Source organism: Enterobacter wuhouensis (genome assembly GCF_004331265.1).
Taxonomy (GTDB): Bacteria; Pseudomonadota; Gammaproteobacteria; order Enterobacterales; family Enterobacteriaceae; genus Enterobacter; species Enterobacter wuhouensis.
Genome location: NZ_SJOO01000019.1, coordinates 1 through 22,348 on the forward strand (window position 1 = coordinate 1; position 22,348 = coordinate 22,348).

At 54.6% G+C, this 22,348-nt stretch carries 20 protein-coding genes and 1 riboswitch; of the genes, 10 read left to right on the forward strand and 10 right to left on the reverse strand.

The features are described from left to right. The 9 genes from E0L20_RS22735 to rpoC all read left to right on the forward strand — a co-directional run. Positions 1-271, forward strand: a 271-nt coding sequence (locus tag E0L20_RS22735; protein ID WP_001750987.1) for an EF-Tu C-terminal domain-related protein, incomplete at its 5' end; no start/stop codon positions are given. Between the two features lie 228 nt (positions 272-499). Continuing rightward, positions 500-883, forward strand: a complete 384-nt coding sequence (gene secE, locus E0L20_RS22740; RefSeq protein ID WP_014068449.1) for a preprotein translocase subunit SecE — start codon at positions 500-502, stop codon at positions 881-883. 1 nt (position 884) lies between these two features. After that, positions 885-1,430 carry a transcription termination/antitermination protein NusG gene (gene nusG, locus E0L20_RS22745; protein WP_002438628.1) on the forward strand — a complete coding sequence of 182 codons (546 nt, stop codon included), beginning with the start codon at positions 885-887 and terminating at the stop codon, positions 1,428-1,430. A 156-nt stretch (positions 1,431-1,586) separates the two neighbouring features. After that, positions 1,587-2,015, forward strand: a complete 429-nt coding sequence (gene rplK / locus E0L20_RS22750; protein ID WP_004097640.1) for a 50S ribosomal protein L11 — start codon at positions 1,587-1,589, stop codon at positions 2,013-2,015. A gap of 3 nt (positions 2,016-2,018) precedes the next feature. Further along, complete coding sequence (gene rplA, locus E0L20_RS22755) at positions 2,019-2,723, forward strand: 50S ribosomal protein L1 (protein WP_006176745.1); 705 nt, start codon at positions 2,019-2,021, stop codon at positions 2,721-2,723. A gap of 291 nt (positions 2,724-3,014) precedes the next feature. Further along, entirely contained in the window at positions 3,015-3,512 is a 498-nt protein-coding gene (rplJ, locus tag E0L20_RS22760; RefSeq protein WP_001207203.1) for a 50S ribosomal protein L10, read from the forward strand. 66 nt (positions 3,513-3,578) lie between these two features. Then, on the forward strand, positions 3,579-3,944 hold the full coding sequence (rplL, locus tag E0L20_RS22765) for a 50S ribosomal protein L7/L12 (protein WP_006176746.1): 366 nt from the start codon (positions 3,579-3,581) through the stop codon (positions 3,942-3,944). Positions 3,945-4,263: 319 nt separating this feature from the next. Beyond that, on the forward strand, positions 4,264-8,292 hold the full coding sequence (rpoB, locus tag E0L20_RS22770) for a DNA-directed RNA polymerase subunit beta (protein WP_131635895.1): 4,029 nt from the start codon (positions 4,264-4,266) through the stop codon (positions 8,290-8,292). A 76-nt stretch (positions 8,293-8,368) separates the two neighbouring features. Continuing rightward, complete coding sequence (rpoC, locus tag E0L20_RS22775; protein WP_131635896.1) at positions 8,369-12,592, forward strand: DNA-directed RNA polymerase subunit beta'; 4,224 nt, start codon at positions 8,369-8,371, stop codon at positions 12,590-12,592. A gap of 87 nt (positions 12,593-12,679) precedes the next feature. Here the strand turns inward: rpoC and E0L20_RS22780 are convergent, their stop codons facing one another. The 10 genes from E0L20_RS22780 to rsd form a co-directional block, all read right to left on the reverse strand. Further along, positions 12,680-12,997 carry a PTS lactose/cellobiose transporter subunit IIA gene (locus E0L20_RS22780; RefSeq protein ID WP_131635897.1) on the reverse strand — a complete coding sequence of 106 codons (318 nt, stop codon included), beginning with the start codon at positions 12,995-12,997 and terminating at the stop codon, positions 12,680-12,682. Continuing rightward, entirely contained in the window at positions 12,997-13,305 is a 309-nt protein-coding gene (locus E0L20_RS22785; RefSeq protein WP_010425948.1) for a PTS sugar transporter subunit IIB, read from the reverse strand. Before E0L20_RS22785 ends, E0L20_RS22780 begins: the two co-directional genes overlap by 1 nt. Before the next feature lie 180 nt (positions 13,306-13,485). After that, a complete protein-coding gene (locus tag E0L20_RS22790) occupies positions 13,486-15,027 on the reverse strand; it encodes a sensor domain-containing diguanylate cyclase (RefSeq protein WP_131635898.1) in 1,542 nt (513 codons plus the stop codon). A gap of 337 nt (positions 15,028-15,364) precedes the next feature. Then, positions 15,365-16,498 carry a 2-iminoacetate synthase ThiH gene (thiH, locus tag E0L20_RS22795; RefSeq protein ID WP_131635899.1) on the reverse strand — a complete coding sequence of 378 codons (1,134 nt, stop codon included), beginning with the start codon at positions 16,496-16,498 and terminating at the stop codon, positions 15,365-15,367. Continuing rightward, positions 16,498-17,265, reverse strand: coding sequence for a thiazole synthase (gene thiG / locus E0L20_RS22800; protein ID WP_131635900.1), 768 nt, complete (start codon positions 17,263-17,265; stop codon positions 16,498-16,500). The genes thiH and thiG overlap by 1 nt, the downstream gene beginning before the upstream one ends. 1 nt (position 17,266) lies before the next feature. Then, positions 17,267-17,467, reverse strand: a complete 201-nt coding sequence (thiS, locus tag E0L20_RS22805) for a sulfur carrier protein ThiS (protein ID WP_131635901.1) — start codon at positions 17,465-17,467, stop codon at positions 17,267-17,269. Then, a complete protein-coding gene (locus E0L20_RS22810; protein ID WP_131635902.1) occupies positions 17,451-18,206 on the reverse strand; it encodes a HesA/MoeB/ThiF family protein in 756 nt (251 codons plus the stop codon). Before E0L20_RS22810 ends, thiS begins: the two co-directional genes overlap by 17 nt. Next, positions 18,199-18,834 (reverse strand): thiamine phosphate synthase, encoded by a 636-nt coding sequence (gene thiE / locus E0L20_RS22815; protein WP_131635903.1) that lies wholly within the window; start codon positions 18,832-18,834, stop codon positions 18,199-18,201. The genes E0L20_RS22810 and thiE overlap by 8 nt, the downstream gene beginning before the upstream one ends. Next, complete coding sequence (gene thiC / locus E0L20_RS22820; protein WP_131635904.1) at positions 18,834-20,729, reverse strand: phosphomethylpyrimidine synthase ThiC; 1,896 nt, start codon at positions 20,727-20,729, stop codon at positions 18,834-18,836. Before thiC ends, thiE begins: the two co-directional genes overlap by 1 nt. A 77-nt stretch (positions 20,730-20,806) precedes the next feature. Continuing rightward, a riboswitch (TPP riboswitch) is annotated at positions 20,807-20,916 on the reverse strand. A 54-nt stretch (positions 20,917-20,970) separates the two neighbouring features. Beyond that, on the reverse strand, positions 20,971-21,468 hold the full coding sequence (rsd, locus tag E0L20_RS22825) for a sigma D regulator (RefSeq protein ID WP_131635905.1): 498 nt from the start codon (positions 21,466-21,468) through the stop codon (positions 20,971-20,973). Positions 21,469-21,563: 95 nt separating this feature from the next. Here rsd and nudC point away from each other — a divergent pair, with 95 nt between their 5' ends. Beyond that, a complete protein-coding gene (nudC, locus tag E0L20_RS22830; RefSeq protein WP_131635906.1) occupies positions 21,564-22,337 on the forward strand; it encodes an NAD(+) diphosphatase in 774 nt (257 codons plus the stop codon). Positions 22,338-22,348 lie beyond the last annotated feature (11 nt).

The window sequence follows — 22,348 nt, forward strand, 5'->3', positions numbered from 1 at the left end:
TGAATCTGAAGTGTACATCCTGTCCAAAGACGAAGGCGGCCGTCATACTCCGTTCTTCAAAGGCTACCGTCCACAGTTCTACTTCCGTACAACTGACGTGACCGGCACCATCGAACTGCCAGAAGGCGTTGAGATGGTAATGCCAGGCGACAACATCAAGATGGTTGTGACTCTGATCCACCCAATCGCGATGGACGACGGTCTGCGTTTCGCAATCCGTGAAGGCGGCCGTACCGTTGGCGCGGGCGTTGTTGCTAAAGTTCTCGGCTAATCGCTGATAACATTTGACGCAATGCGCATGAAAAGGGCATCATTTGATGCCCTTTTTGCACGCTTTCACATCAGAACCTGGCTCATCAGTGATTATTTTTGTCATAATCATTGCTGAGACAGGCTCTGCAGAGAGCGTATAATCCATAAAGGGATTAGCGTTTCGATTTGGCTCGCCTCGCAATCGCGGGGTGAAATTATTTGTAGAATTCTTCTGACAGGTTGGTTTATGAGTGCGAATACCGAAGCTCAAGGGAGCGGGCGCGGCCTGGAAGCGATGAAGTGGGTCGCTGTTGCCGTGCTGCTGATTGTGGCAATCGTTGGCAACTATCTTTATCGTGACATGATGCTGCCGCTACGCGCGCTGGCAGTGGTGATTCTGATTGCTGCAGCGGGCGGTGTCGCGCTGTTGACGACTAAAGGTAAAGCAACCGTTGCTTTCGCGCGCGAAGCACGTACCGAAGTCCGTAAGGTGATTTGGCCGACTCGCCAGGAAACATTGCACACCACGCTGATCGTGGCTGCAGTGACTGCGGTAATGTCACTGATCCTGTGGGGACTGGATGGTATTCTGGTTCGCCTGGTTTCCTTTATTACTGGCCTGAGGTTCTAAGATGTCTGAAGCCCCTAAAAAGCGTTGGTACGTCGTTCAGGCGTTTTCCGGTTTTGAAGGCCGCGTAGCGACTTCGCTGCGTGAGCATATCAAATTACACAATATGGAAGAGTTGTTTGGCGAAGTGATGGTTCCGACCGAAGAAGTGGTCGAGATCCGTGGCGGCCAGCGTCGCAAAAGCGAGCGTAAATTCTTCCCGGGTTACGTGTTGGTTCAGATGGTGATGAACGACGCGAGCTGGCACCTGGTGCGCAGCGTACCGCGCGTGATGGGCTTTATCGGCGGCACGTCCGACCGTCCGGCGCCAATCAGCGATAAAGAAGTTGATGCGATCATGAACCGCCTGCAGCAGGTGGGTGATAAGCCGCGTCCGAAAACGCTGTTTGAACCGGGTGAAATGGTTCGTGTTAGCGACGGTCCGTTTGCTGACTTTAACGGCGTGGTTGAAGAAGTGGACTACGAGAAGTCCCGCTTGAAAGTTTCCGTTTCTATCTTCGGTCGTGCGACCCCGGTAGAACTGGACTTTGCGCAGGTCGAAAAAGCCTAAGCTGCGATCAAAAAAGCGGCGATTTAATCGTTGCACAGGGCGCGAGATTGGAATACAATTTCGCGCCTTTTGTTTTTATGGGCTCTGGCCCGTAAAACGAATTTTATTCACGGGGAGCCTCTCTGAGGCGCTATCACCCAATCAGAGGATTTTAGAATGGCTAAGAAAGTACAAGCCTACGTCAAGCTGCAGGTTGCAGCTGGTATGGCGAACCCAAGTCCACCAGTTGGTCCAGCTCTGGGTCAGCAGGGTGTGAACATCATGGAATTCTGTAAAGCGTTCAACGCAAAAACTGAATCCCTGGAAAAAGGTCTGCCAATCCCAGTCGTAATCACTGTTTACGCTGACCGTTCTTTCACTTTCGTTACCAAAACCCCTCCAGCAGCAGTTCTGCTGAAGAAAGCGGCTGGTATTAAGTCTGGTTCCGGTAAACCGAACAAAGACAAAGTGGGTAAAATTTCCCGCGCTCAGCTGCAGGAAATCGCGCAGACCAAAGCTGCCGACATGACTGGTTCTGACATTGAAGCGATGACTCGCTCAATCGAAGGTACTGCACGTTCCATGGGCCTGGTAGTGGAGGACTAAGAAATGGCTAAACTGACCAAGCGCATGTCCGTGATCCGTGACAAAGTTGATGCGACCAAACAGTACGACATCAACGAAGCTATCGCTCTGCTGAAAGAACTGGCAACTGCTAAGTTCGTTGAAAGCGTTGACGTTGCCGTTAACCTGGGCATCGACGCGCGTAAATCCGATCAGAACGTTCGTGGCGCAACTGTACTGCCGCACGGTACTGGCCGTTCCGTTCGCGTAGCTGTATTTGCTCAGGGTGCAAACGCTGAAGCTGCTAAAGCTGCCGGCGCTGAACTGGTAGGTATGGAAGATCTGGCTGATCAGATCAAGAAAGGCGAAATGAACTTTGACGTTGTTATTGCTTCTCCAGATGCAATGCGCGTTGTTGGCCAGCTGGGCCAGGTTCTGGGTCCACGCGGCCTGATGCCAAACCCGAAAGTGGGTACTGTAACCCCTAACGTTGCTGAAGCGGTTAAGAACGCTAAAGCAGGTCAGGTTCGTTATCGTAACGACAAAAACGGCATCATCCACACCACCATCGGTAAAGTGGACTTTGACGCTGACAAACTGAAAGAAAACCTGGAATCTCTGCTGGTTGCGCTGAAAAAAGCAAAACCAACTCAGGCGAAAGGCGTGTACATCAAGAAAGTTAGCATCTCCACCACCATGGGTGCAGGTGTTGCAGTTGACCAGGCTGGCCTGAGCGCTGCTGCAAACTAATGCCTTTACGTGGGCGGTGATTTTGTCTACAATCTTACCCCCACGTTTGCTAACGAAAGTTAGCGGCTAAAAGATTTGTTCGTTGGAGCCTGGCCTATCCAGGCCTCCGTCGAAGACCGCAGGTGTTTCGCAAGAAACTTAATCCCCTGCGTAGACGGTGACAGAACGCTAAGATTATTTTTTGAATACTCTGGCTTGTTTCTGCTCACCGTATTAAGACGCTCTTCCCGTTGGGTTGAGTGAAGTGAGTTCCGGAACATGAGTTCCGGCAAACATCCAGGAGCAAAGCTAATGGCTTTAAATCTTCAAGACAAACAAGCGATTGTTGCTGAAGTCAGCGAAGTAGCCAAAGGCGCGCTGTCTGCAGTAGTTGCGGATTCCCGTGGCGTTACTGTAGACAAAATGACTGAACTGCGTAAAGCAGGTCGTGAAGCTGGCGTATACATGCGTGTTGTTCGTAACACCCTGCTGCGTCGCGTAGTTGAAGGTACTCAGTTCGAGTGCCTGAAAGACACGTTTGTTGGTCCGACCCTGATTGCATACTCTATGGAACACCCGGGCGCTGCTGCTCGTCTGTTCAAAGAGTTCGCGAAAGCGAATGCAAAATTTGAGGTCAAAGCTGCAGCCTTTGAAGGTGAGTTGATCCCGGCATCGCAAATCGATCGCCTGGCAACCCTGCCGACCTACGAAGAAGCAATTGCACGCCTGATGGCAACCATGAAAGAAGCTTCGGCTGGCAAACTGGTTCGCACTCTGGCTGCTGTTCGCGATGCGAAAGAAGCTGCTTAATAGCAGTTATCTTTATAAAGCATTCGCTTACGTATAAACTTATTCTGATTTTCAGGAACAATTTAAATGTCTATCACTAAAGATCAAATCATTGAAGCAGTTGCAGCTATGTCCGTAATGGACGTTGTAGAACTGATTTCTGCAATGGAAGAAAAATTCGGTGTTTCTGCTGCTGCTGCTGTAGCTGTAGCTGCGGGCCCGGCTGAAGCTGCTGAAGAAAAAACTGAATTCGACGTAATTCTGAAAGCTGCTGGCGCTAACAAAGTTGCTGTTATCAAAGCAGTACGTGGCGCAACTGGCCTGGGTCTGAAAGAAGCTAAAGACCTGGTAGAATCTGCTCCAGCTGCGCTGAAAGAAGGCGTGAGCAAAGACGACGCAGAAGCACTGAAAAAATCTCTGGAAGAAGCTGGCGCTGAAGTTGAAGTTAAATAAGCCAACTTTTCTGGTTGCAGCCTAAGTCATTAGGCTGATGGCTGGTGACTTTTTAGTCACCAGCCTTTTTGCGCTGTAAGGCATCAGCAGCATTTCACACTGTTTGACTGCTGGTTGTCCTGACAATGCATGTTTCTATCGACGACTTAATATATTGCGACAGGGTGCTCGCTCTGTGTAAATCGCGACGAAATGATTTAAGCGTGATAGCAACAGGTATTGCGGAAAGTATTCAATTTTCCGGTCCACAAAATGGTGTTGCACAAACTGTCCCTTCGTCGGACAGATGGGTCGACTTGTCAGCGAGCTGAGGAACCCTATGGTTTACTCCTATACCGAGAAAAAACGTATTCGTAAGGATTTTGGTAAACGTCCACAAGTTCTGGACATTCCATATCTCCTTTCTATCCAGCTTGACTCGTTCCAGAAGTTTATCGAGCAAGATCCTGAAGGGCAGTACGGTCTGGAAGCAGCCTTCCGCTCCGTGTTCCCGATTCAGAGCTACAGCGGTAACTCCGAGCTGCAGTACGTCAGCTACCGCCTTGGCGAACCGGTGTTTGACGTTCAGGAATGTCAGATCCGTGGCGTGACCTATTCCGCACCGCTGCGCGTAAAACTGCGTCTGGTGATCTACGAGCGCGAAGCGCCGGAAGGCACCGTTAAAGACATTAAAGAACAAGAAGTCTACATGGGTGAAATTCCACTCATGACGGACAACGGTACTTTCGTAATCAACGGTACTGAGCGTGTTATCGTTTCCCAGCTGCATCGTAGCCCGGGCGTCTTCTTCGACAGCGATAAAGGTAAAACACACTCTTCCGGTAAAGTACTGTATAACGCACGCATCATTCCTTACCGTGGTTCATGGCTGGACTTCGAGTTCGATCCTAAAGACAACCTGTTTGTCCGTATCGACCGTCGTCGTAAGCTGCCTGCAACCATCATTCTGCGTGCGCTGCAATACACCACTGAGCAGATCCTGGATCTGTTCTTCGAGAAAGTGGTCTTTGAGATCCGCGACAACAAGCTGCAGATGGAGCTGGTGCCGGAACGTCTGCGTGGTGAGACCGCATCGTTCGACATCGAAGCCGACGGCAAAGTGTATGTGGAAAAAGGCCGCCGTATCACTGCGCGCCATATCCGTCAGCTGGAAAAAGATGATATCAAACACATCGAAGTTCCGGTTGAATACATTGCAGGAAAAGTATCCGCGAAAGATTACGTTGATGAATCAACTGGCGAGCTGATCTGCCCGGCGAACATGGAGCTGAGCCTGGATCTGCTGGCTAAGCTGAGCCAGTCTGGCCACAAACGTATCGAAACGCTGTTCACCAACGATCTGGACCACGGTCCGTACATCTCTGAGACTGTACGCGTCGACCCAACGACCGATCGTCTGAGCGCACTGGTAGAAATCTACCGCATGATGCGCCCTGGTGAGCCGCCAACTCGCGAAGCGGCTGAAAGCCTGTTCGAGAACCTGTTCTTCTCCGAAGACCGCTACGATCTGTCCGCGGTTGGTCGTATGAAGTTCAACCGTTCTCTGCTGCGCGACGAAATCGAAGGTTCCGGTATCCTGAGCAAAGACGACATCATCGAAGTGATGAAGAAGCTCATCGATATCCGTAACGGTAAAGGCGAAGTGGACGATATCGACCACCTCGGCAACCGTCGTATCCGTTCCGTAGGCGAAATGGCGGAAAACCAATTCCGCGTTGGCCTGGTACGTGTAGAGCGTGCGGTGAAAGAGCGTCTGTCTCTGGGCGATCTGGATACCCTGATGCCTCAGGATATGATCAACGCCAAGCCGATTTCTGCAGCAGTGAAAGAGTTCTTCGGTTCAAGCCAGCTGTCTCAGTTTATGGACCAGAACAACCCGCTGTCTGAGATTACGCACAAACGTCGTATCTCTGCACTCGGCCCAGGCGGTCTGACCCGTGAACGTGCAGGCTTTGAAGTTCGAGACGTACACCCGACTCACTACGGTCGCGTATGTCCAATCGAAACGCCTGAAGGTCCAAACATCGGTCTGATCAACTCCCTGTCCGTGTACGCACAGACTAACGAATACGGTTTCCTCGAGACCCCGTACCGTAAAGTGACCGACGGTGTTGTAACTGACGAAATTCACTACCTGTCTGCTATCGAAGAAGGCAACTACGTTATCGCTCAGGCGAACTCCAACCTGGATGACGAAGGCCACTTTGTAGAAGATCTGGTTACCTGCCGTAGCAAAGGCGAATCCAGCTTGTTCAGCCGCGACCAGGTTGACTACATGGACGTTTCCACCCAGCAGGTGGTATCCGTCGGTGCGTCCCTGATCCCGTTCCTGGAACACGATGACGCCAACCGTGCATTGATGGGTGCGAACATGCAACGTCAGGCCGTTCCAACTCTGCGTGCTGATAAGCCGCTGGTTGGTACCGGTATGGAACGTGCTGTTGCCGTTGACTCCGGTGTTACTGCAGTTGCTAAGCGTGGCGGTACCGTTCAGTACGTCGACGCATCCCGTATCGTTATCAAAGTTAACGAAGACGAGATGTATCCGGGCGAAGCGGGTATCGACATCTACAACCTGACCAAATACACCCGTTCTAACCAGAACACCTGTATCAACCAGATGCCTTGCGTATCTCTGGGTGAGCCAGTTGAGCGCGGCGACGTGCTGGCAGACGGTCCGTCCACCGACCTCGGTGAACTGGCGCTCGGTCAGAACATGCGCGTAGCGTTCATGCCGTGGAACGGTTACAACTTCGAAGACTCCATCCTCGTCTCCGAGCGTGTGGTTCAGGAAGATCGTTTCACCACCATCCACATTCAGGAACTGGCCTGTGTGTCTCGTGACACCAAGCTAGGGCCAGAAGAGATCACCGCTGACATCCCTAACGTGGGTGAAGCTGCGCTCTCCAAGCTGGATGAATCCGGTATCGTTTACATCGGTGCAGAAGTGACCGGTGGCGACATTCTGGTTGGTAAGGTTACGCCGAAAGGTGAAACCCAGCTGACGCCAGAAGAGAAGCTGCTGCGTGCAATCTTCGGTGAGAAAGCGTCTGACGTTAAAGACTCTTCTCTGCGCGTACCAAACGGTGTTTCCGGTACGGTTATCGACGTTCAGGTCTTCACCCGTGACGGCGTTGAGAAAGATAAGCGTGCGCTGGAAATCGAAGAGATGCAGCTCAAACAGGCTAAGAAAGACCTGTCTGAAGAACTGCAGATCCTCGAAGCGGGTCTGTTCAGCCGTATCTATGCGGTGCTGGTTGCCGGTGGCGTTGAAGCTGAGAAGCTCGACAAACTGCCACGCGATCGCTGGCTGGAACTGGGCCTGACCGACGAAGAGAAACAAAATCAGCTGGAACAGCTGGCTGAGCAGTATGACGAACTGAAACACGAGTTCGAGAAGAAACTCGAAGCGAAACGCCGCAAAATCACTCAGGGCGACGATCTGGCACCAGGCGTGCTGAAGATTGTTAAGGTGTATCTGGCCGTTAAACGTCAGATCCAGCCTGGTGATAAGATGGCAGGTCGTCACGGTAACAAGGGTGTTATCTCTAAGATCAACCCGATCGAAGATATGCCGCACGATGCTAACGGTACGCCGGTAGATATCGTACTGAACCCACTGGGCGTACCGTCTCGTATGAACATTGGTCAGATCCTTGAAACTCACCTGGGTATGGCTGCGAAAGGCATTGGCGACAAGATTAACGCCATGCTGAAACAGCAGCAGGAAGTCGCGAAACTGCGCGAATTCATCCAGCGTGCCTACGATCTGGGTACCGACGTTCGTCAGAAAGTCGACCTGAACACCTTCAGCGATGATGAAGTTCTGCGTCTGGCGGAAAACCTGCGTAAAGGTATGCCAATTGCAACGCCGGTATTCGACGGTGCAAAAGAAGCTGAAATTAAAGAGCTGCTGCAACTGGGTGGTCTGCCATCTTCTGGTCAGATTACGCTGTTTGATGGTCGCACCGGCGAGCAGTTTGAGCGTCAGGTAACCGTAGGTTACATGTACATGCTGAAACTGAACCACCTGGTCGATGACAAGATGCACGCTCGTTCTACCGGTTCTTACAGCCTGGTTACTCAGCAGCCGCTGGGTGGTAAGGCACAGTTCGGTGGTCAGCGCTTCGGGGAGATGGAAGTGTGGGCGCTGGAAGCATACGGCGCAGCATACACCCTGCAGGAAATGCTCACCGTTAAGTCTGATGACGTGAACGGTCGTACCAAGATGTATAAAAACATCGTGGACGGCAACCATCAGATGGAACCGGGCATGCCAGAATCCTTCAACGTACTGTTGAAAGAGATTCGTTCGCTGGGTATCAACATCGAACTGGAAGACGAGTAATTCTCGCTCAAACAGGTCACTGGTGCCGGGTTAACCCCCGGCACCAGATTGTGCTAACTCCGACGGGAGCAAATCCGTGAAAGATTTATTAAAGTTTCTGAAAGCGCAGACTAAAACCGAAGAGTTTGATGCGATCAAAATTGCTCTGGCTTCGCCAGACATGATCCGTTCATGGTCTTTCGGTGAAGTTAAAAAGCCGGAAACCATCAACTACCGTACGTTCAAACCTGAGCGTGACGGCCTTTTCTGTGCGCGTATTTTCGGGCCAGTAAAAGACTACGAGTGCCTGTGCGGTAAGTACAAGCGCCTGAAACACCGTGGTGTGATCTGTGAGAAGTGCGGCGTTGAAGTGACCCAGACCAAAGTGCGCCGTGAGCGCATGGGCCACATCGAGCTGGCGTCTCCAACTGCCCACATCTGGTTCCTGAAATCTCTGCCGTCCCGTATCGGTCTGCTGCTGGATATGCCGCTGCGCGATATCGAACGTGTTCTGTACTTCGAATCTTATGTTGTTATCGAAGGCGGCATGACGAACCTGGAACGCCACCAGATTCTAACCGAAGAACAGTATCTGGACGCGCTGGAAGAGTTCGGTGACGAATTCGACGCGAAGATGGGTGCGGAAGCTATCCAGGCCCTGCTGAAGAGCATGGATCTGGAGCAAGAGTGCGAGCAGCTGCGTGAAGAGCTGAACGAAACTAACTCCGAAACCAAGCGTAAGAAGCTGACCAAGCGTATCAAACTGCTGGAAGCGTTCGTTCAGTCTGGTAACAAGCCAGAGTGGATGATCCTGACCGTTCTGCCGGTTCTGCCGCCAGATCTGCGTCCGCTGGTTCCGCTGGATGGTGGTCGTTTCGCAACGTCTGACCTGAACGATCTGTATCGTCGCGTCATTAACCGTAACAACCGTCTGAAACGCCTGCTGGATCTGGCTGCGCCTGACATCATCGTACGTAACGAAAAACGTATGCTGCAGGAAGCGGTTGATGCCCTGCTGGATAACGGCCGTCGCGGTCGTGCGATCACCGGTTCTAACAAACGTCCTCTGAAATCTTTGGCCGACATGATCAAAGGTAAACAGGGTCGTTTCCGTCAGAACCTGCTCGGTAAGCGTGTTGACTACTCCGGTCGTTCTGTAATCACCGTAGGTCCATACCTGCGTCTGCATCAGTGCGGTCTGCCGAAGAAAATGGCGCTGGAGCTGTTCAAACCGTTCATCTACGGCAAGCTGGAACTGCGTGGTCTGGCCACCACCATCAAAGCCGCTAAGAAAATGGTTGAGCGCGAAGAAGCTGTCGTTTGGGATATCCTGGACGAAGTGATCCGCGAACACCCGGTACTGCTGAACCGTGCACCAACCCTGCACCGTCTGGGTATCCAGGCATTTGAGCCGGTACTGATCGAAGGTAAAGCTATCCAGCTGCACCCGCTGGTTTGTGCGGCCTATAACGCCGACTTCGATGGTGACCAGATGGCTGTTCACGTACCGCTGACGCTGGAAGCCCAGCTCGAAGCGCGTGCGCTGATGATGTCTACCAACAACATTCTGTCTCCAGCGAACGGTGAGCCAATCATTGTTCCTTCTCAGGACGTTGTATTGGGTCTGTACTACATGACCCGTGACTGTGTTAACGCCAAAGGCGAAGGCATGGTGCTGACTGGCCCGAAAGAAGCTGAGCGTATCTATCGCGCTGGCCTGGCCTCTCTGCATGCGCGCGTTAAAGTGCGTATCACCGAATACGAAAAAGATGAAAACGGCGAATTCGTTGCGAAAACCAGCCTGAAAGACACGACCGTTGGCCGTGCCATTCTGTGGATGATCGTACCGAAAGGTCTGCCTTTCTCCATCGTCAACCAGGCGCTGGGCAAGAAAGCGATCTCCAAAATGCTGAACACCTGTTACCGCATTCTGGGTCTGAAGCCGACCGTAATCTTCGCTGACCAGACAATGTACACCGGCTTTGCTTATGCAGCGCGTTCAGGTGCATCTGTTGGTATTGATGACATGGTCATCCCAGAGAAGAAACACGAGATCATCTCTGAAGCGGAAGCTGAAGTTGCTGAGATCCAGGAGCAGTTCCAGTCTGGTCTGGTAACCGCGGGCGAACGCTATAACAAAGTTATCGATATCTGGGCAGCGGCGAACGATCGTGTATCCAAAGCGATGATGGATAACCTGCAGACCGAAACCGTGATTAACCGTGACGGCGTAGAAGAGCAGCAGGTTTCCTTCAACAGCATCTACATGATGGCCGACTCCGGTGCGCGTGGTTCTGCAGCACAGATTCGTCAGCTGGCAGGTATGCGTGGTCTGATGGCGAAGCCAGATGGCTCCATCATCGAAACGCCAATAACCGCGAACTTCCGTGAAGGTCTGAACGTACTCCAGTACTTCATCTCGACTCACGGTGCGCGTAAAGGTCTGGCGGATACCGCACTGAAAACAGCGAACTCCGGTTATCTGACGCGTCGTCTGGTTGACGTTGCACAGGATCTGGTTGTTACCGAAGACGATTGTGGCACCCTCGAAGGTATCACCATGACCCCGGTTATCGAGGGTGGTGATGTTAAAGAGCCACTGCGCGATCGCGTACTGGGTCGTGTAACCGCGGAAGACATTCTGAAGCCGGGTACCGCAGACATTCTGGTTCCACGCAACACGCTGCTGCACGAACAGTGGTGTGACCTGCTGGAAGAGAACTCTGTTGACTCAGTGAAAGTGCGTTCCGTTGTATCCTGTGACACCGACTTCGGTGTATGTGCGCACTGCTACGGTCGTGACCTGGCGCGTGGCCACATCATCAACAAAGGTGAAGCAATCGGCGTTATCGCGGCACAGTCAATCGGTGAGCCGGGTACACAGCTGACGATGCGTACGTTCCACATCGGTGGTGCGGCATCTCGTGCGGCTGCTGAATCCAGCATCCAGGTGAAAAACAAAGGTAGCATCAAGCTCAGCAACGCGAAGTCTGTTGTTAACTCCGCAGGCAAGCTGGTTGTGACCTCTCGTAACACCGAGCTGAAGCTGATCGACGAATTCGGTCGTACCAAAGAGAGCTATAAAGTGCCTTACGGTGCGGTTATGGCCAAAGGTGATGGCGAGCAGGTTGCCGGCGGTGAAACCGTTGCAAACTGGGATCCACACACGATGCCGGTTATCACCGAAGTAAGTGGTTTCATCCGCTTCACTGACATGATCGACGGCCAGACCATCACTCGTCAGACCGACGAACTGACCGGTCTGTCATCTCTGGTGGTTCTGGATTCTGCTGAGCGTACTGCCGGTGGTAAAGATCTGCGTCCTGCACTGAAAATCGTTGATGGTCAGGGTAACGACGTTCTGATCCCTGGTACCGACATGCCTGCGCAGTACTTCCTGCCGGGTAAAGCGATTGTTCAGCTGGAAGATGGTATCCAGATCGGTGCGGGTGATGCTCTGGCGCGTATTCCTCAGGAATCCAGCGGTACCAAGGATATCACCGGTGGTCTGCCGCGCGTTGCGGACCTGTTCGAAGCGCGTCGTCCGAAAGAGCCGGCAATCCTGGCTGAAATCAGCGGTATCATTTCCTTCGGTAAAGAAACCAAAGGTAAACGCCGTCTGGTGATCACCCCGGTTGATGGCAGCGAGCCGTACGAAGAGATGATTCCTAAGTGGCGTCAGCTCAACGTGTTCGAAGGTGAACGTGTAGAACGTGGTGACGTTGTTTCCGATGGTCCAGAAGCACCGCACGACATTCTGCGTCTTCGTGGCGTACACGCGGTAACGCGTTACATCACCAACGAAGTACAGGACGTTTACCGTCTGCAAGGCGTTAAGATTAACGATAAGCACATCGAAGTTATCGTTCGTCAGATGCTGCGTAAAGCAACCATCGAAAACGCGGGCAGCTCCGACTTCCTGGAAGGCGAGCAGGTTGAATACTCTCGCGTTAAGATCGCTAACCGCGATCTGGAAGCGAACGGCAAAATCGGTGCGACCTTCGCGCGCGATCTGCTGGGTATCACCAAAGCGTCTCTGGCAACCGAGTCCTTCATCTCTGCAGCATCGTTCCAGGAAACGACTCGTGTCCTGACCGAAGCGGCTGTTGCAGGTAAGCGTGATGAACTGCGCGGTCTGAAAGAGAACGTTATCGTGGGTCGTCTGATCCCGGCTGGTACGGGTTATGCGTACCATCAGGATCGTATGCGTCGTCGTGCAGCGGGCGAACTGCCAGCAGCACCGCAGGTCACTGCAGAAGATGCATCCGCGAGCCTGGCAGAACTGCTGAACGCAGGTCTGGGTGGTTCCGACAACGAGTAATCGTTGATGCCGTAAATAAAAAACCCGCCTCGGCGGGTTTTTTTTGTGTTTTGTAGGCCAGGTAAGCGTAGCGCCACCGGGCTTTTTTCAGTTGATCAACGGTATGCGTCGATACAGTTCAATCATATCGCCAGCGAGATCCTGAATAACCATCGCATTCATCAGGTGATCCTGCGAGTGGACGGTGATCAGGTTAACCGGGAGCTTTCCGGTGCCTTCATCAAAACCAATCAGCTGCGTCTGGATGGTGTGCGCATGCTTCACATAGTCGCGCGACTCTTCCATCGCCTTTTCGGCTCCGTCAAAATCACCTTTGCGCGCCATCTGTAGCGCCGTCAGGGCAGCACTGCGCGCTGCACCCGCGTTGACCAACAGTTCCATGATGGTGGTTTCTAAGTCTTCCATTATGACTCCAGCAGCTTGAGCGCTTTTTCCAGTACGGCATCGCCTTTCATCATGCCGTAGTCCATCATGTCGATCACCGCGACCTTTTTGCCCAGCGGGTCGGCCTGTGCCTGAAGTTTTGCCTGTTCGTATTTAACCTGTGGCCCCAGTAATACGATATCTGCGGTCGCGATGTTGTCTTTAAACTCCGCAACCGGAACGGCTTTAATGGTGACTTCAACCCCTTTTTTCTGCGCGGCGTCTTTCATACGTTGAACCAGCATGCTGGTTGACATCCCCGCTGCACAGCATAAAACGATGTTCTTCATAATCAGCCTCGATCTACATGTGTTTATTGATAATTATCCCGTGCAGACCGCTTCAACAACCGCTTTACCGCGATTGTGTGTCAGGCATCACAAAGAAAACCGCATTTTTCTGAAACCGGTTACAATTTTGCGTTCAGGCGCGATATGCCCGTCGAAACGGGCACAAAGAAAGGCGGGAGGTTAGCTATCGGAGGTGCGAAGAATTTGGTTTTTTCCCTGCTGTTTAGCCTTATACAGCGCACCATCTACGCTACCAACGAACTGCTCCAGCGGCTCAAAATGCCATTCGCCCAGCCCTGCGCTGAACGTTACGTGCAGGTTTTCTTCACGCCAGACGCGGTTCTCAACGGCGGTACGCCATGCTTCCAGTAGCTCAGAAGCGGCTTCAGCCTGTTCTCCCTGGAATATGACCGCGAACTCTTCGCCACCGTAGCGGTAAACAGAGACATGGTGTGGCTGCATAATCTGGATACCTTCACGCGCCACGTTACGCAAGACGATATCGCCGCTCAGGTGACCCCACGTATCGTTAATCGATTTAAAGTTATCGATGTCAATTAATGCCAGCGCGAAAGGCTGATGGTTGGCCAGTAGTTCGGCAACGTCCCCGTCGAAGGCGCGACGGTTTTTACAGCCGGTTAGCGCATCGTGTGTCGCCTGGCGAACGTACGCCATCTCACGCTCTTTGTTTGACTGGATGGTATGGCTGAGCATCGCTTCAAGACGCGGAGCCTGATTAACATCCCCGGTCTTAATGGCGTTGATGATGTTCATCAGCACGGTGCGCGAGGCATGGCGCAGGTATAAACCGAACAGAATGATGATAATCGCGGCCAGCGCAAATCCCCAGCCGACGATAGTGGTTTCGTGACGGGTGATATCTGTCAGCGTCGCGCCTGCTACGCGGTAGATCACGAACCAATCCGGGTTGGTAAAGGAGTAGTAGTAATACCAGGTTTTGCTTTTACGATCGTAAAGGTGTCCTTCACCGCTGGTCATTTTGTCCATCAGCGCTTCGCTCACGTAAGGCTTGAAGAGCGCGCCCGTATCCGGATGCAGCACGACGGCACCGTCGCGTTCGACGATGAAAAACTCACCCTGTACCGGGGCGACCATCTGGCGCAGGGTATAGCCCATTGAGGTCAAATCCAGATGGAATGCGATTGTTCCCTTAAGCCTGCCTTCAGGGGATATTACCGGCTTGTAGAGGGTGACCGTGGGGTGCCCGGTAAAATAGTCCATGTAGGGATGGGTGTAGTGGCTGAATGTACTGGCTTCCGCCTGGGCAACAAACCAGGGTCGGGTGCGGGCATCAAACGTCTTGCTTTTGTCCGTCGGCAGCACTTCGGGTGCGCGAAGATAGTGCCCCTGCGTATCCGCCAGCGAAATGGACGAAACGGTAGGCATCAGATTTTGCAGGTGCATCAATACCTGCAGTCCTTCTCCGGGATTAAGATTGACCGTGGCATTCAGGCGATCGTTACGTGCGAAAAACGTGGCTGCGCGACCCAGGATGTAATCATTTTCGCGCAGGATAGATTCGGTATAGTTGACCGCAAGGTTATGCGTGAAGTTACCGTTAATTTTATGGTAATCCTCGAGAAAATCCTTTCGTTGGGTCAATGTGATAAACACGGCGATTAAAATGAAGCTGAACAGTATTCCTGCGAAACTGATCATGATCGGCCGGGTAAAAGAGAGTTTTCTGCTGTGAAGTGCCATGAGTTGTAAAACCAGTCCTGATGGTATGACGCGCTGCGTCAATCGATATCCTCTCAGCATAGTCGCTGCACGGATGCTGGCTGCGAATTATACAGAGGGCCTTCTACGGCGTAGATGATTTACCTTAATAATAGATAAGAAATTACCTATTAATTTTATGAATTAAAATTTTCTGTAGCAAACGAGAAGGCAGGGCGAAACAGAGGAAGAAGCTTTTCGCCCTGGTCAGCATCCGTTGCTGACCAGAGAAGAGTAAAAAAGAGGGGGTTAATGAGCAACGGGCAGCTTTTAACCTTTCGAGTCGGCTCGTAAACTTTCGTGCCCATTACGCGCTATTTCAGCGCACTTGCGAGGTTCTTCCCAGCCAGTTATCCCAGTCTTTCCATACCGGCTGTAACCCCTGGGCGGTCAGCGCCTCCGCGACCGCCTCCGGGCGTCGTCCATCATGCGGGGCAAACTGCTCCAGCTCCGGATGGTTGTCGGCATAACCGCCCGGCTGAGTTTTGGAAAACGCGCTGACGTTATTGATCGCGATAGGGATAACGCGGTCGCGAAACGCCGGGGATTCGCGCGTGGAGAGAGACAGTTCCACTTCCGGCGCTAACAGGCGAAACGCGCAGATGGTTTGCACCAGCTGACGCTCGTCCATCAGCGAGGCCGGTTCGATCCCACCCGCGCACGGGCGCAGGCGCGGGAACGAAATGGAATAGCGGCTCTGCCAGTAGTGCTGCTGTAGCCACAGCAGATGTTCCGCCACCATAAAGCAATCTACCCGCCAGCTGTCAGACAGGCCGACCAGCGCGCCAAGGCCAATCTTATCGATTCCCGCGCGTCCCAGCCTGTCCGGTGTTTCGAGCCGGAAGATGAAATCCTGCTTTTTACCTTTCAGGTGATGCCGGGCGTAGGTCGCCTCATGGTAAGTTTCCTGGTAGACCATCACGCCGTCCAGCCCGAGCGTTTTTAGCTCCGCGTATTCCTCCTGGGACAGCGGCTGAACCTCCATCTGTAACGATGCGAACTCGCTGCGGATAGCCGGGAGGTGCTGACGGAAATAGTCCATTCCCACCTTACCCTGATGTTCGCCCGTGACCAGCAGAAGGTGATCAAACCCCATTTCGCGGATAGCGGCACACTCGCGCGCAATTTCAGCTTCGTCGAGCGTTTTGCGTTTAATGCGGTTGCTCATCGAAAAACCACAGTAGGTACAGTCGTTAGCGCACAGGTTTGAGAGATAGAGCGGCACGTAAAGACTGACCGTGTTGCCAAACCGCTGGCGAGTGAGCCGCTGGGCGCGCTGAGCCATTGGTTCAAGGTACGCGCCAGCCGCTGGAGAAAGCAGGGCCATCATGTCATCGCGGGTAAGGTGGCGGGCGTTGAGCGCCCGCTCCACGTCAGCCGACGTTTTGCTGTTGATGCGCAGGCGAATGTCGTCCCAGTCGAGCTCTCGCCAGCGATCGGTAAAGGTGGTCATCAGAGCGCCTCCAGAAAGCCGGTCAGCGGGCTGGTCGCCTGCGCCTGAAGGCTGCGCGAGCCGGGGCCAGACCGTCGTGCCAGCAAACCGGCCTCTACTGCCAGACGGAACGCCCGCGCCATCATTACCGGATCGTCAGCGACCGCAATCGCCGTGTTCACCAGGACCGCATCGGCACCCATCTCCAGCGCCTGCGTCGCATGGCTGGGTACGCCAATACCCGCGTCCACCACGACGGGCACGGAAGCCTGTTCGATGATGATCTCCAGCATGGCGCGGGTTTCCAGCCCCTGATTAGAGCCAATTGGCGCCCCCAGCGGCATAACGGCAGCGCAGCCAACCTCTTCCAGCCGCTTACACAGAACGGGGTCCGCACCGCAGTAGGGCAGGACGGTAAATCCCTGCTGCACCAGCTTTTCCGCGGCTTTCAGCGTTTCGATAGGGTCGGGCAGTAGCCAGCGGGCGTCAGGGTGAATTTCCAGCTTCAGCCAGCGGGTGCCTAGCGCTTCCCGCGCCAGCTGAGCGGCAAAGATTGCCTCCTCCGCCGTTTTGGCGCCCGAGGTGTTTGGCAGCAGCGTCACGCCCGCCGCCAGCAGCGGTGCCAGAATAGCATCGCTCTGATGACGCAGATCCACGCGCTTGAGCGCCAGCGTCACCAGCTGGCTGCCGCTCTCCCGGATAGCATCCACCATGACCTGCGGCGAGGCGAATTTCCCGGTTCCGGTAAACAGATGTGAATCAAAGACTTTATCGGCAATACGTAACATTTCAGCCCCCTGCTATAACCTGAAACAGCAGGATCTGGTCGCCTTCACCGATCTGCTGATGTTCCCACTGCTCGCGCGGCAGGATCTGTTGATTGAGCGCCAGCGCCGTACCCGGCTTGAGCTGGCGGAGCCTTTCGAGCAGCACGGCAACGGTGAGTCCGTCATCGCACTGTATTGGCTCATCGTTAAACAGAATACGCATCGTGCCCTCCGCATACCGGGCAGCGGCTGGCGCGGTGTAATGCCAGATGGCGCCAGCCGCCTGAGCGGGCGTCAAAAAGGCGCAGCGTGTTGCGCTCCGTCTCCATGCCGCTGAGCAGCTTGATGGCCTCCAGCGCCTGCAGGGTTCCCATCACGCCCACCACCGGGCCCACAATACCTGCGGTGCGGCAGTTGCGCTCCGGCTCGGCATCGTCCGGCCACAGGCAGCGATAGCACCCCTGCGCCCAGGGGGGCGTCAGGACCATCATCTGCCCGCCGAAACCGACCGCGCTGGCGGTGATAAGCGGCGTATTATTTGCTACGCAGGCGGCGTTGATCGCCTGACGCGTTGCCATATTGTCGGTACAGTCCAGCACCACGTCGGCCAGCGCGACTTCACGTGCCAGATTTTCGCCGCCGAGCCGCGCCTGAAGCGCAATCAGGCTGATGTCCGGGTTCAGTTGACCCAACCGCTGCCGGGCGATCTGCGCTTTAGGCTGGTTGATGTCTTCGCTGGTAAAGAGGACCTGCCGCTGCAGGTTACTGAGATGCACCTCGTCGTTATCGGCCAGCACCAGCGTGCCGATACCCGCACCGGCCAGATAGAGCGCGGCAGGCGCGCCCAATCCCCCCAGGCCGACAATCAGCACCCGGCTGGCGAGCAGCCTTTGCTGCCCGTCGATGGCGATATCTTCCAGCATGATCTGGCGGCTGTAGCGCATAAAATCGCGGTCATTCATCGCTTGCTCCTGCCAGCTGTAGCAGCTGCGCGGTGGCGGCCTGCCAGTCCGCTGCCTGGGTGATGGCGCTGACGACGGCGATACTGCCGACGCCCGTCTCCAGCACCGCCGGGGCGCGCTCAAGGCTGATTCCGCCGATGGCGACGGTCGGATAATTCGCCAGACGTTTGACGTGGCTCGCCAGCTGCGTCAGCCCCTGCGGCGCGGACGGCATCTGCTTGGTTTGCGTCGGGAAGACGTGGCCGAGCGCGATGTAGGAGGGCCGGGCCGCCAGCGCCACGTCAATCTCCATATCGTCGTGTGTTGATACGCCCAGTCGCAGACCCGCATTTCGGATAGCGTTCAGATCGGTTGTCTCCAGGTCTTCCTGACCCAGATGCACGCCGTAAGCCTGGTGCTTAACGGCCAGCCGCCAGTAGTCGTTGATAAACAGGCGCGCTTCATAGCGACGCCCCAGCGCAATGGCGGCGACCACGTCGGCCTCCACCTCTTCATCGCGTTTATCCTTGATGCGCAGCTGGAGGGTGCGAACGCCGGCCTCCAGCAGGCGTTCTATCCACTCTACGCTATCCACCACCGGGTAAAGCCCTAAGCGGAAGGGCACGGTTGGGAAATCAGGCTGATACATTACGCCTCCTCTTTTTTGAGGTAGATTTCGCCGCCTTTGGCGCGGAAAGTTTCTGACATGTCCGCCATGCCGACTTCAATGGTCTGCGCGGCGGCGTAGTCGCGCACTTCCTGGCTGATTTTCATTGAGCAGAATTTGGGCCCGCACATGGAGCAGAAATGCGCCACCTTGCCGGATTCCTGCGGCAGGGTTTCGTCGTGATAGGCGCGGGCGGTGAACGGGTCCAGCGCCAGGTTGAACTGGTCTTCCCAGCGGAATTCGAAGCGCGCTTTGGACATCGCGTTATCGCGAATTTGCGCCCCCGGATGGCCTTTGGCGAGATCCGCAGCATGCGCCGCGATTTTGTAGGTAATCAGCCCCTGCTTCACGTCCTCTTTGTTTGGCAGGCCGAGGTGCTCTTTCGGCGTGACGTAGCAGAGCATGGCGCAGCCAAACCAGCCGATCATCGCCGCGCCAATGCCTGACGTGAAGTGGTCGTAGCCCGGCGCGATGTCGGTGGTCAAGGGCCCCAGGGTGTAGAACGGCGCTTCGTGGCAGTGCTCCAGCTCTTCGGTCATGTTGCGGCGGATCATCTGCATCGGCACGTGGCCCGGACCTTCAATCATCACCTGCACGTCATACTCCCAGGCAATTTTGGTCAGCTCGCCCAGCGTGTGCAGTTCGGCAAACTGCGCTTCGTCGTTGGCGTCGCGGATGGAGCCCGGGCGCAGGCCATCGCCCAGCGACAGAGAAACGTCATACGCGGCGCAGATTTCGCAAATCTCGCGGAAGTGCTCGTAGAGGAAGTTTTCCTGATGATGGGACAGGCACCACTTCGCCATGATGGAACCGCCGCGCGAGACGATACCGGTCAGACGCTTAGCGGTCATCGGCACGTAGCGCAACAGCACGCCCGCGTGAATGGTGAAGTAGTCTACGCCCTGTTCGGCCTGCTCCAGCAGCGTGTCGCGGAACGCTTCCCAGGTGAGGTCTTCGGCGATGCCGTTGACCTTCTCCAGCGCCTGGTAAATCGGGACGGTGCCAATCGGGACAGGGCTGTTGCGCAGGATCCACTCGCGGGTTTCATGAATATAGCGGCCCGTGGAGAGATCCATCACCGTATCCGCGCCCCAGCGCGTTGACCAGACCAGCTTTTCCACCTCTTCTTCGATGGAGGAGGTGACGGCAGAGTTACCGATGTTCGCGTTGACCTTCACCAGGAAGTTGCGGCCAATAATCATCGGCTCGGATTCCGGGTGGTTGATGTTGGCGGGAATAATCGCGCGCCCGGCGGCCACTTCGTCACGCACAAACTCCGGCGTGATGTTTTCCGGCAGGCGCGCGCCAAAGCCTTCGCCCGGATGCTGGTGGCGCAGCACTTCGCTACGGATGCGCTCGCGGCCCATGTTTTCGCGGATGGCGATGAACTCCATCTCCGGCGTGACGATGCCCTGACGCGCGTAGTGCAGCTGGGTCACGCATTTGCCCGCCCTGGCGCGTTTTGGCGTCAGCAGGCCGGTAAAGCGCAGCGCGTCCAGCCCGTCGTCGGCCAGGCGCTCTTGGGTATAGGCAGAGCTGCGCACGTTTAGTTCTTCGCAGTCGTTACGCGCGTTAATCCACGGCTGGCGCAGCTTTGCCAGACCCTGCTGCACGTTGATGGCAACAGAGGGATCGCCATACGGCCCGGAGGTGTCATACACCGGCACGGCCTCGTTGTCTTCAAACTGCGGGTTCTCTTTGCTGCCGCCGATAAGCGTCGGGCTGAGCTGGATTTCGCGCATCGGTACGCGGATATCGGCCTGCGAGCCGGAAATGAAGATACGCTTTGAGTTAGGGAAAGCGGTGCCTTCCAGGGTGTCGATGAAGCGTTGGGCGTGCGCGCGCTGTTCGCGGCGGGTCAGTTTAGCGGTAGACATAGCTCATTCCAAAAGTGAAGGACATGGCTTGTCAGACGACGGATGAAGCAAGAGGAGATCGCCCTTGGGCGATACAACAGCTTTTGACTCTTGTTCCCTTCGCAGGTATTAGCCTGATCAGGTTCCGCGGATCCCGAATTAACGGTCTCAGCCCGTGCTTACGCACTGGGCACTCCGACAAGAAAAATCCCCCTCATGAGAGGGGCGAATGTTTGTAAACTACTCGTTAACGATTAAGAACTCAAGCAGGGCGCACGACGTTCTCTTCGCTGTTGACGTTCAAATCATTGTCCAGCGCGAGAGAGATTAGTTTGTCTTCCAGCGTGAATCGCTCTTCCAGCGCTTCGCCGAGATCGGACAGCGCCTGCTGAAACTCGAGATAGTTATCATGATCGATGGCGTTCTCGAGCGTGGAATCGTAGTAATCCATGATCCGCTGGGTATTGGCTTCCAGCTGCGGATAAAGTTTGGTCGCCGTTAAATACGGGCTTGTGCCTTCCATTTCGCCGATAATGCGTTCATAAATATTGAAATGGCCGTCGGACAGGTAGTCGACCAGGCTCTGACAAAAATCGTCCAGCGCTTTTTCATTCAGTCGCATATACGATTCTTTGCCAGGCTTAATACCGACCAGATTGTAATAAGCCACGAGCAGATGCTTGCGTACATGTAGCCAGCGATCCACCAGTTTGTTACTTCCTCCAATGCGCTCAGTCAGGCTTTCTAGCTGGTTTAACATGTTCGACTCCAGAAGGTTTAGAATTGAATCTGCTTACCCAAAATGTAACCACAATGCTAACAACATGTCAGTGAAGCGAAGGTAGTGCAATAGATATGGATCGTATTATTGAAAAATCAGATCTGGGTTGGTGGATCGTCAGTCACGAACAAAAGTTATGGCTGCCAGCCGGAGAGTTGCCCTACGGTGCAGCGGAAACGTTCGATCTTGTCGGGCTGCGCGCGCTGAAGATCGGCGAATGGCAGGGCGATCCGGTGTGGTTGATCCAACAGGCTCGCCGACACGATATGGGGTCCGTTCGTCAGGTGCTGGATCTGGATGTTGGGCTGTTCCAGCTGGCAGGGCGCGGCGTGCAGCTGGCGGAGTTTTACCGCTCGCATAAATACTGCGGCTACTGCGGACATACCATGCACCCGAGCAAAACCGAGTGGGCGTTGCTCTGCGACCACTGTCGCGAACGTTACTACCCGCAAATTGCGCCGTGCATCATTGTCGCCATCCGTCGCGATGATTCCATCCTGCTGGCGCAGCATACCCGTCATCGCAACGGCATTCATACCGTGCTGGCCGGTTTCGTTGAAGTCGGCGAAACTCTGGAGCAGGCGGTGGCGCGCGAGGTGATGGAGGAGAGCAGCATTAAGGTGAAAAATCTGCGCTACGTCACCTCCCAGCCGTGGCCGTTCCCGATGTCGCTGATGACCGCATTTATGGCGGAATACGACAGCGGCGAGATCGTTATCGACCCGAAAGAGCTGCTGGAGGCGAACTGGTATCGCTACGACGATTTACCCCTGCTGCCGCCGCCGGGAACGGTCGCGCGTCGCCTGATAGAAGATACCGTGGCGATGTGTCGGGCCGAGTATGAGTAGTGATACACTGA

Coding starts and splice junctions, on each gene's coding strand:
- secE (WP_014068449.1), top strand. CDS start 500: ATGAGTGCGAATACCGAAGCTCAAGGGAGCGGGCGCGGCCTGGAAGCG.
- nusG (WP_002438628.1), top strand. CDS start 885: ATGTCTGAAGCCCCTAAAAAGCGTTGGTACGTCGTTCAGGCGTTTTCC.
- rplK (WP_004097640.1), top strand. CDS start 1,587: ATGGCTAAGAAAGTACAAGCCTACGTCAAGCTGCAGGTTGCAGCTGGT.
- rplA (WP_006176745.1), top strand. CDS start 2,019: ATGGCTAAACTGACCAAGCGCATGTCCGTGATCCGTGACAAAGTTGAT.
- rplJ (WP_001207203.1), top strand. CDS start 3,015: ATGGCTTTAAATCTTCAAGACAAACAAGCGATTGTTGCTGAAGTCAGC.
- rplL (WP_006176746.1), top strand. CDS start 3,579: ATGTCTATCACTAAAGATCAAATCATTGAAGCAGTTGCAGCTATGTCC.
- rpoB (WP_131635895.1), top strand. CDS start 4,264: ATGGTTTACTCCTATACCGAGAAAAAACGTATTCGTAAGGATTTTGGT.
- E0L20_RS22780 (WP_131635897.1), bottom strand. CDS start 12,997: ATGGAAGACTTAGAAACCACCATCATGGAACTGTTGGTCAACGCGGGT.
- E0L20_RS22785 (WP_010425948.1), bottom strand. CDS start 13,305: ATGAAGAACATCGTTTTATGCTGTGCAGCGGGGATGTCAACCAGCATG.
- E0L20_RS22790 (WP_131635898.1), bottom strand. CDS start 15,027: ATGGCACTTCACAGCAGAAAACTCTCTTTTACCCGGCCGATCATGATC.
- thiH (WP_131635899.1), bottom strand. CDS start 16,498: ATGACCACCTTTACCGATCGCTGGCGAGAGCTCGACTGGGACGACATT.
- thiG (WP_131635900.1), bottom strand. CDS start 17,265: ATGTTACGTATTGCCGATAAAGTCTTTGATTCACATCTGTTTACCGGA.
- thiS (WP_131635901.1), bottom strand. CDS start 17,467: ATGCGTATTCTGTTTAACGATGAGCCAATACAGTGCGATGACGGACTC.
- E0L20_RS22810 (WP_131635902.1), bottom strand. CDS start 18,206: ATGAATGACCGCGATTTTATGCGCTACAGCCGCCAGATCATGCTGGAA.
- thiE (WP_131635903.1), bottom strand. CDS start 18,834: ATGTATCAGCCTGATTTCCCAACCGTGCCCTTCCGCTTAGGGCTTTAC.
- thiC (WP_131635904.1), bottom strand. CDS start 20,729: ATGTCTACCGCTAAACTGACCCGCCGCGAACAGCGCGCGCACGCCCAA.
- rsd (WP_131635905.1), bottom strand. CDS start 21,468: ATGTTAAACCAGCTAGAAAGCCTGACTGAGCGCATTGGAGGAAGTAAC.
- nudC (WP_131635906.1), top strand. CDS start 21,564: ATGGATCGTATTATTGAAAAATCAGATCTGGGTTGGTGGATCGTCAGT.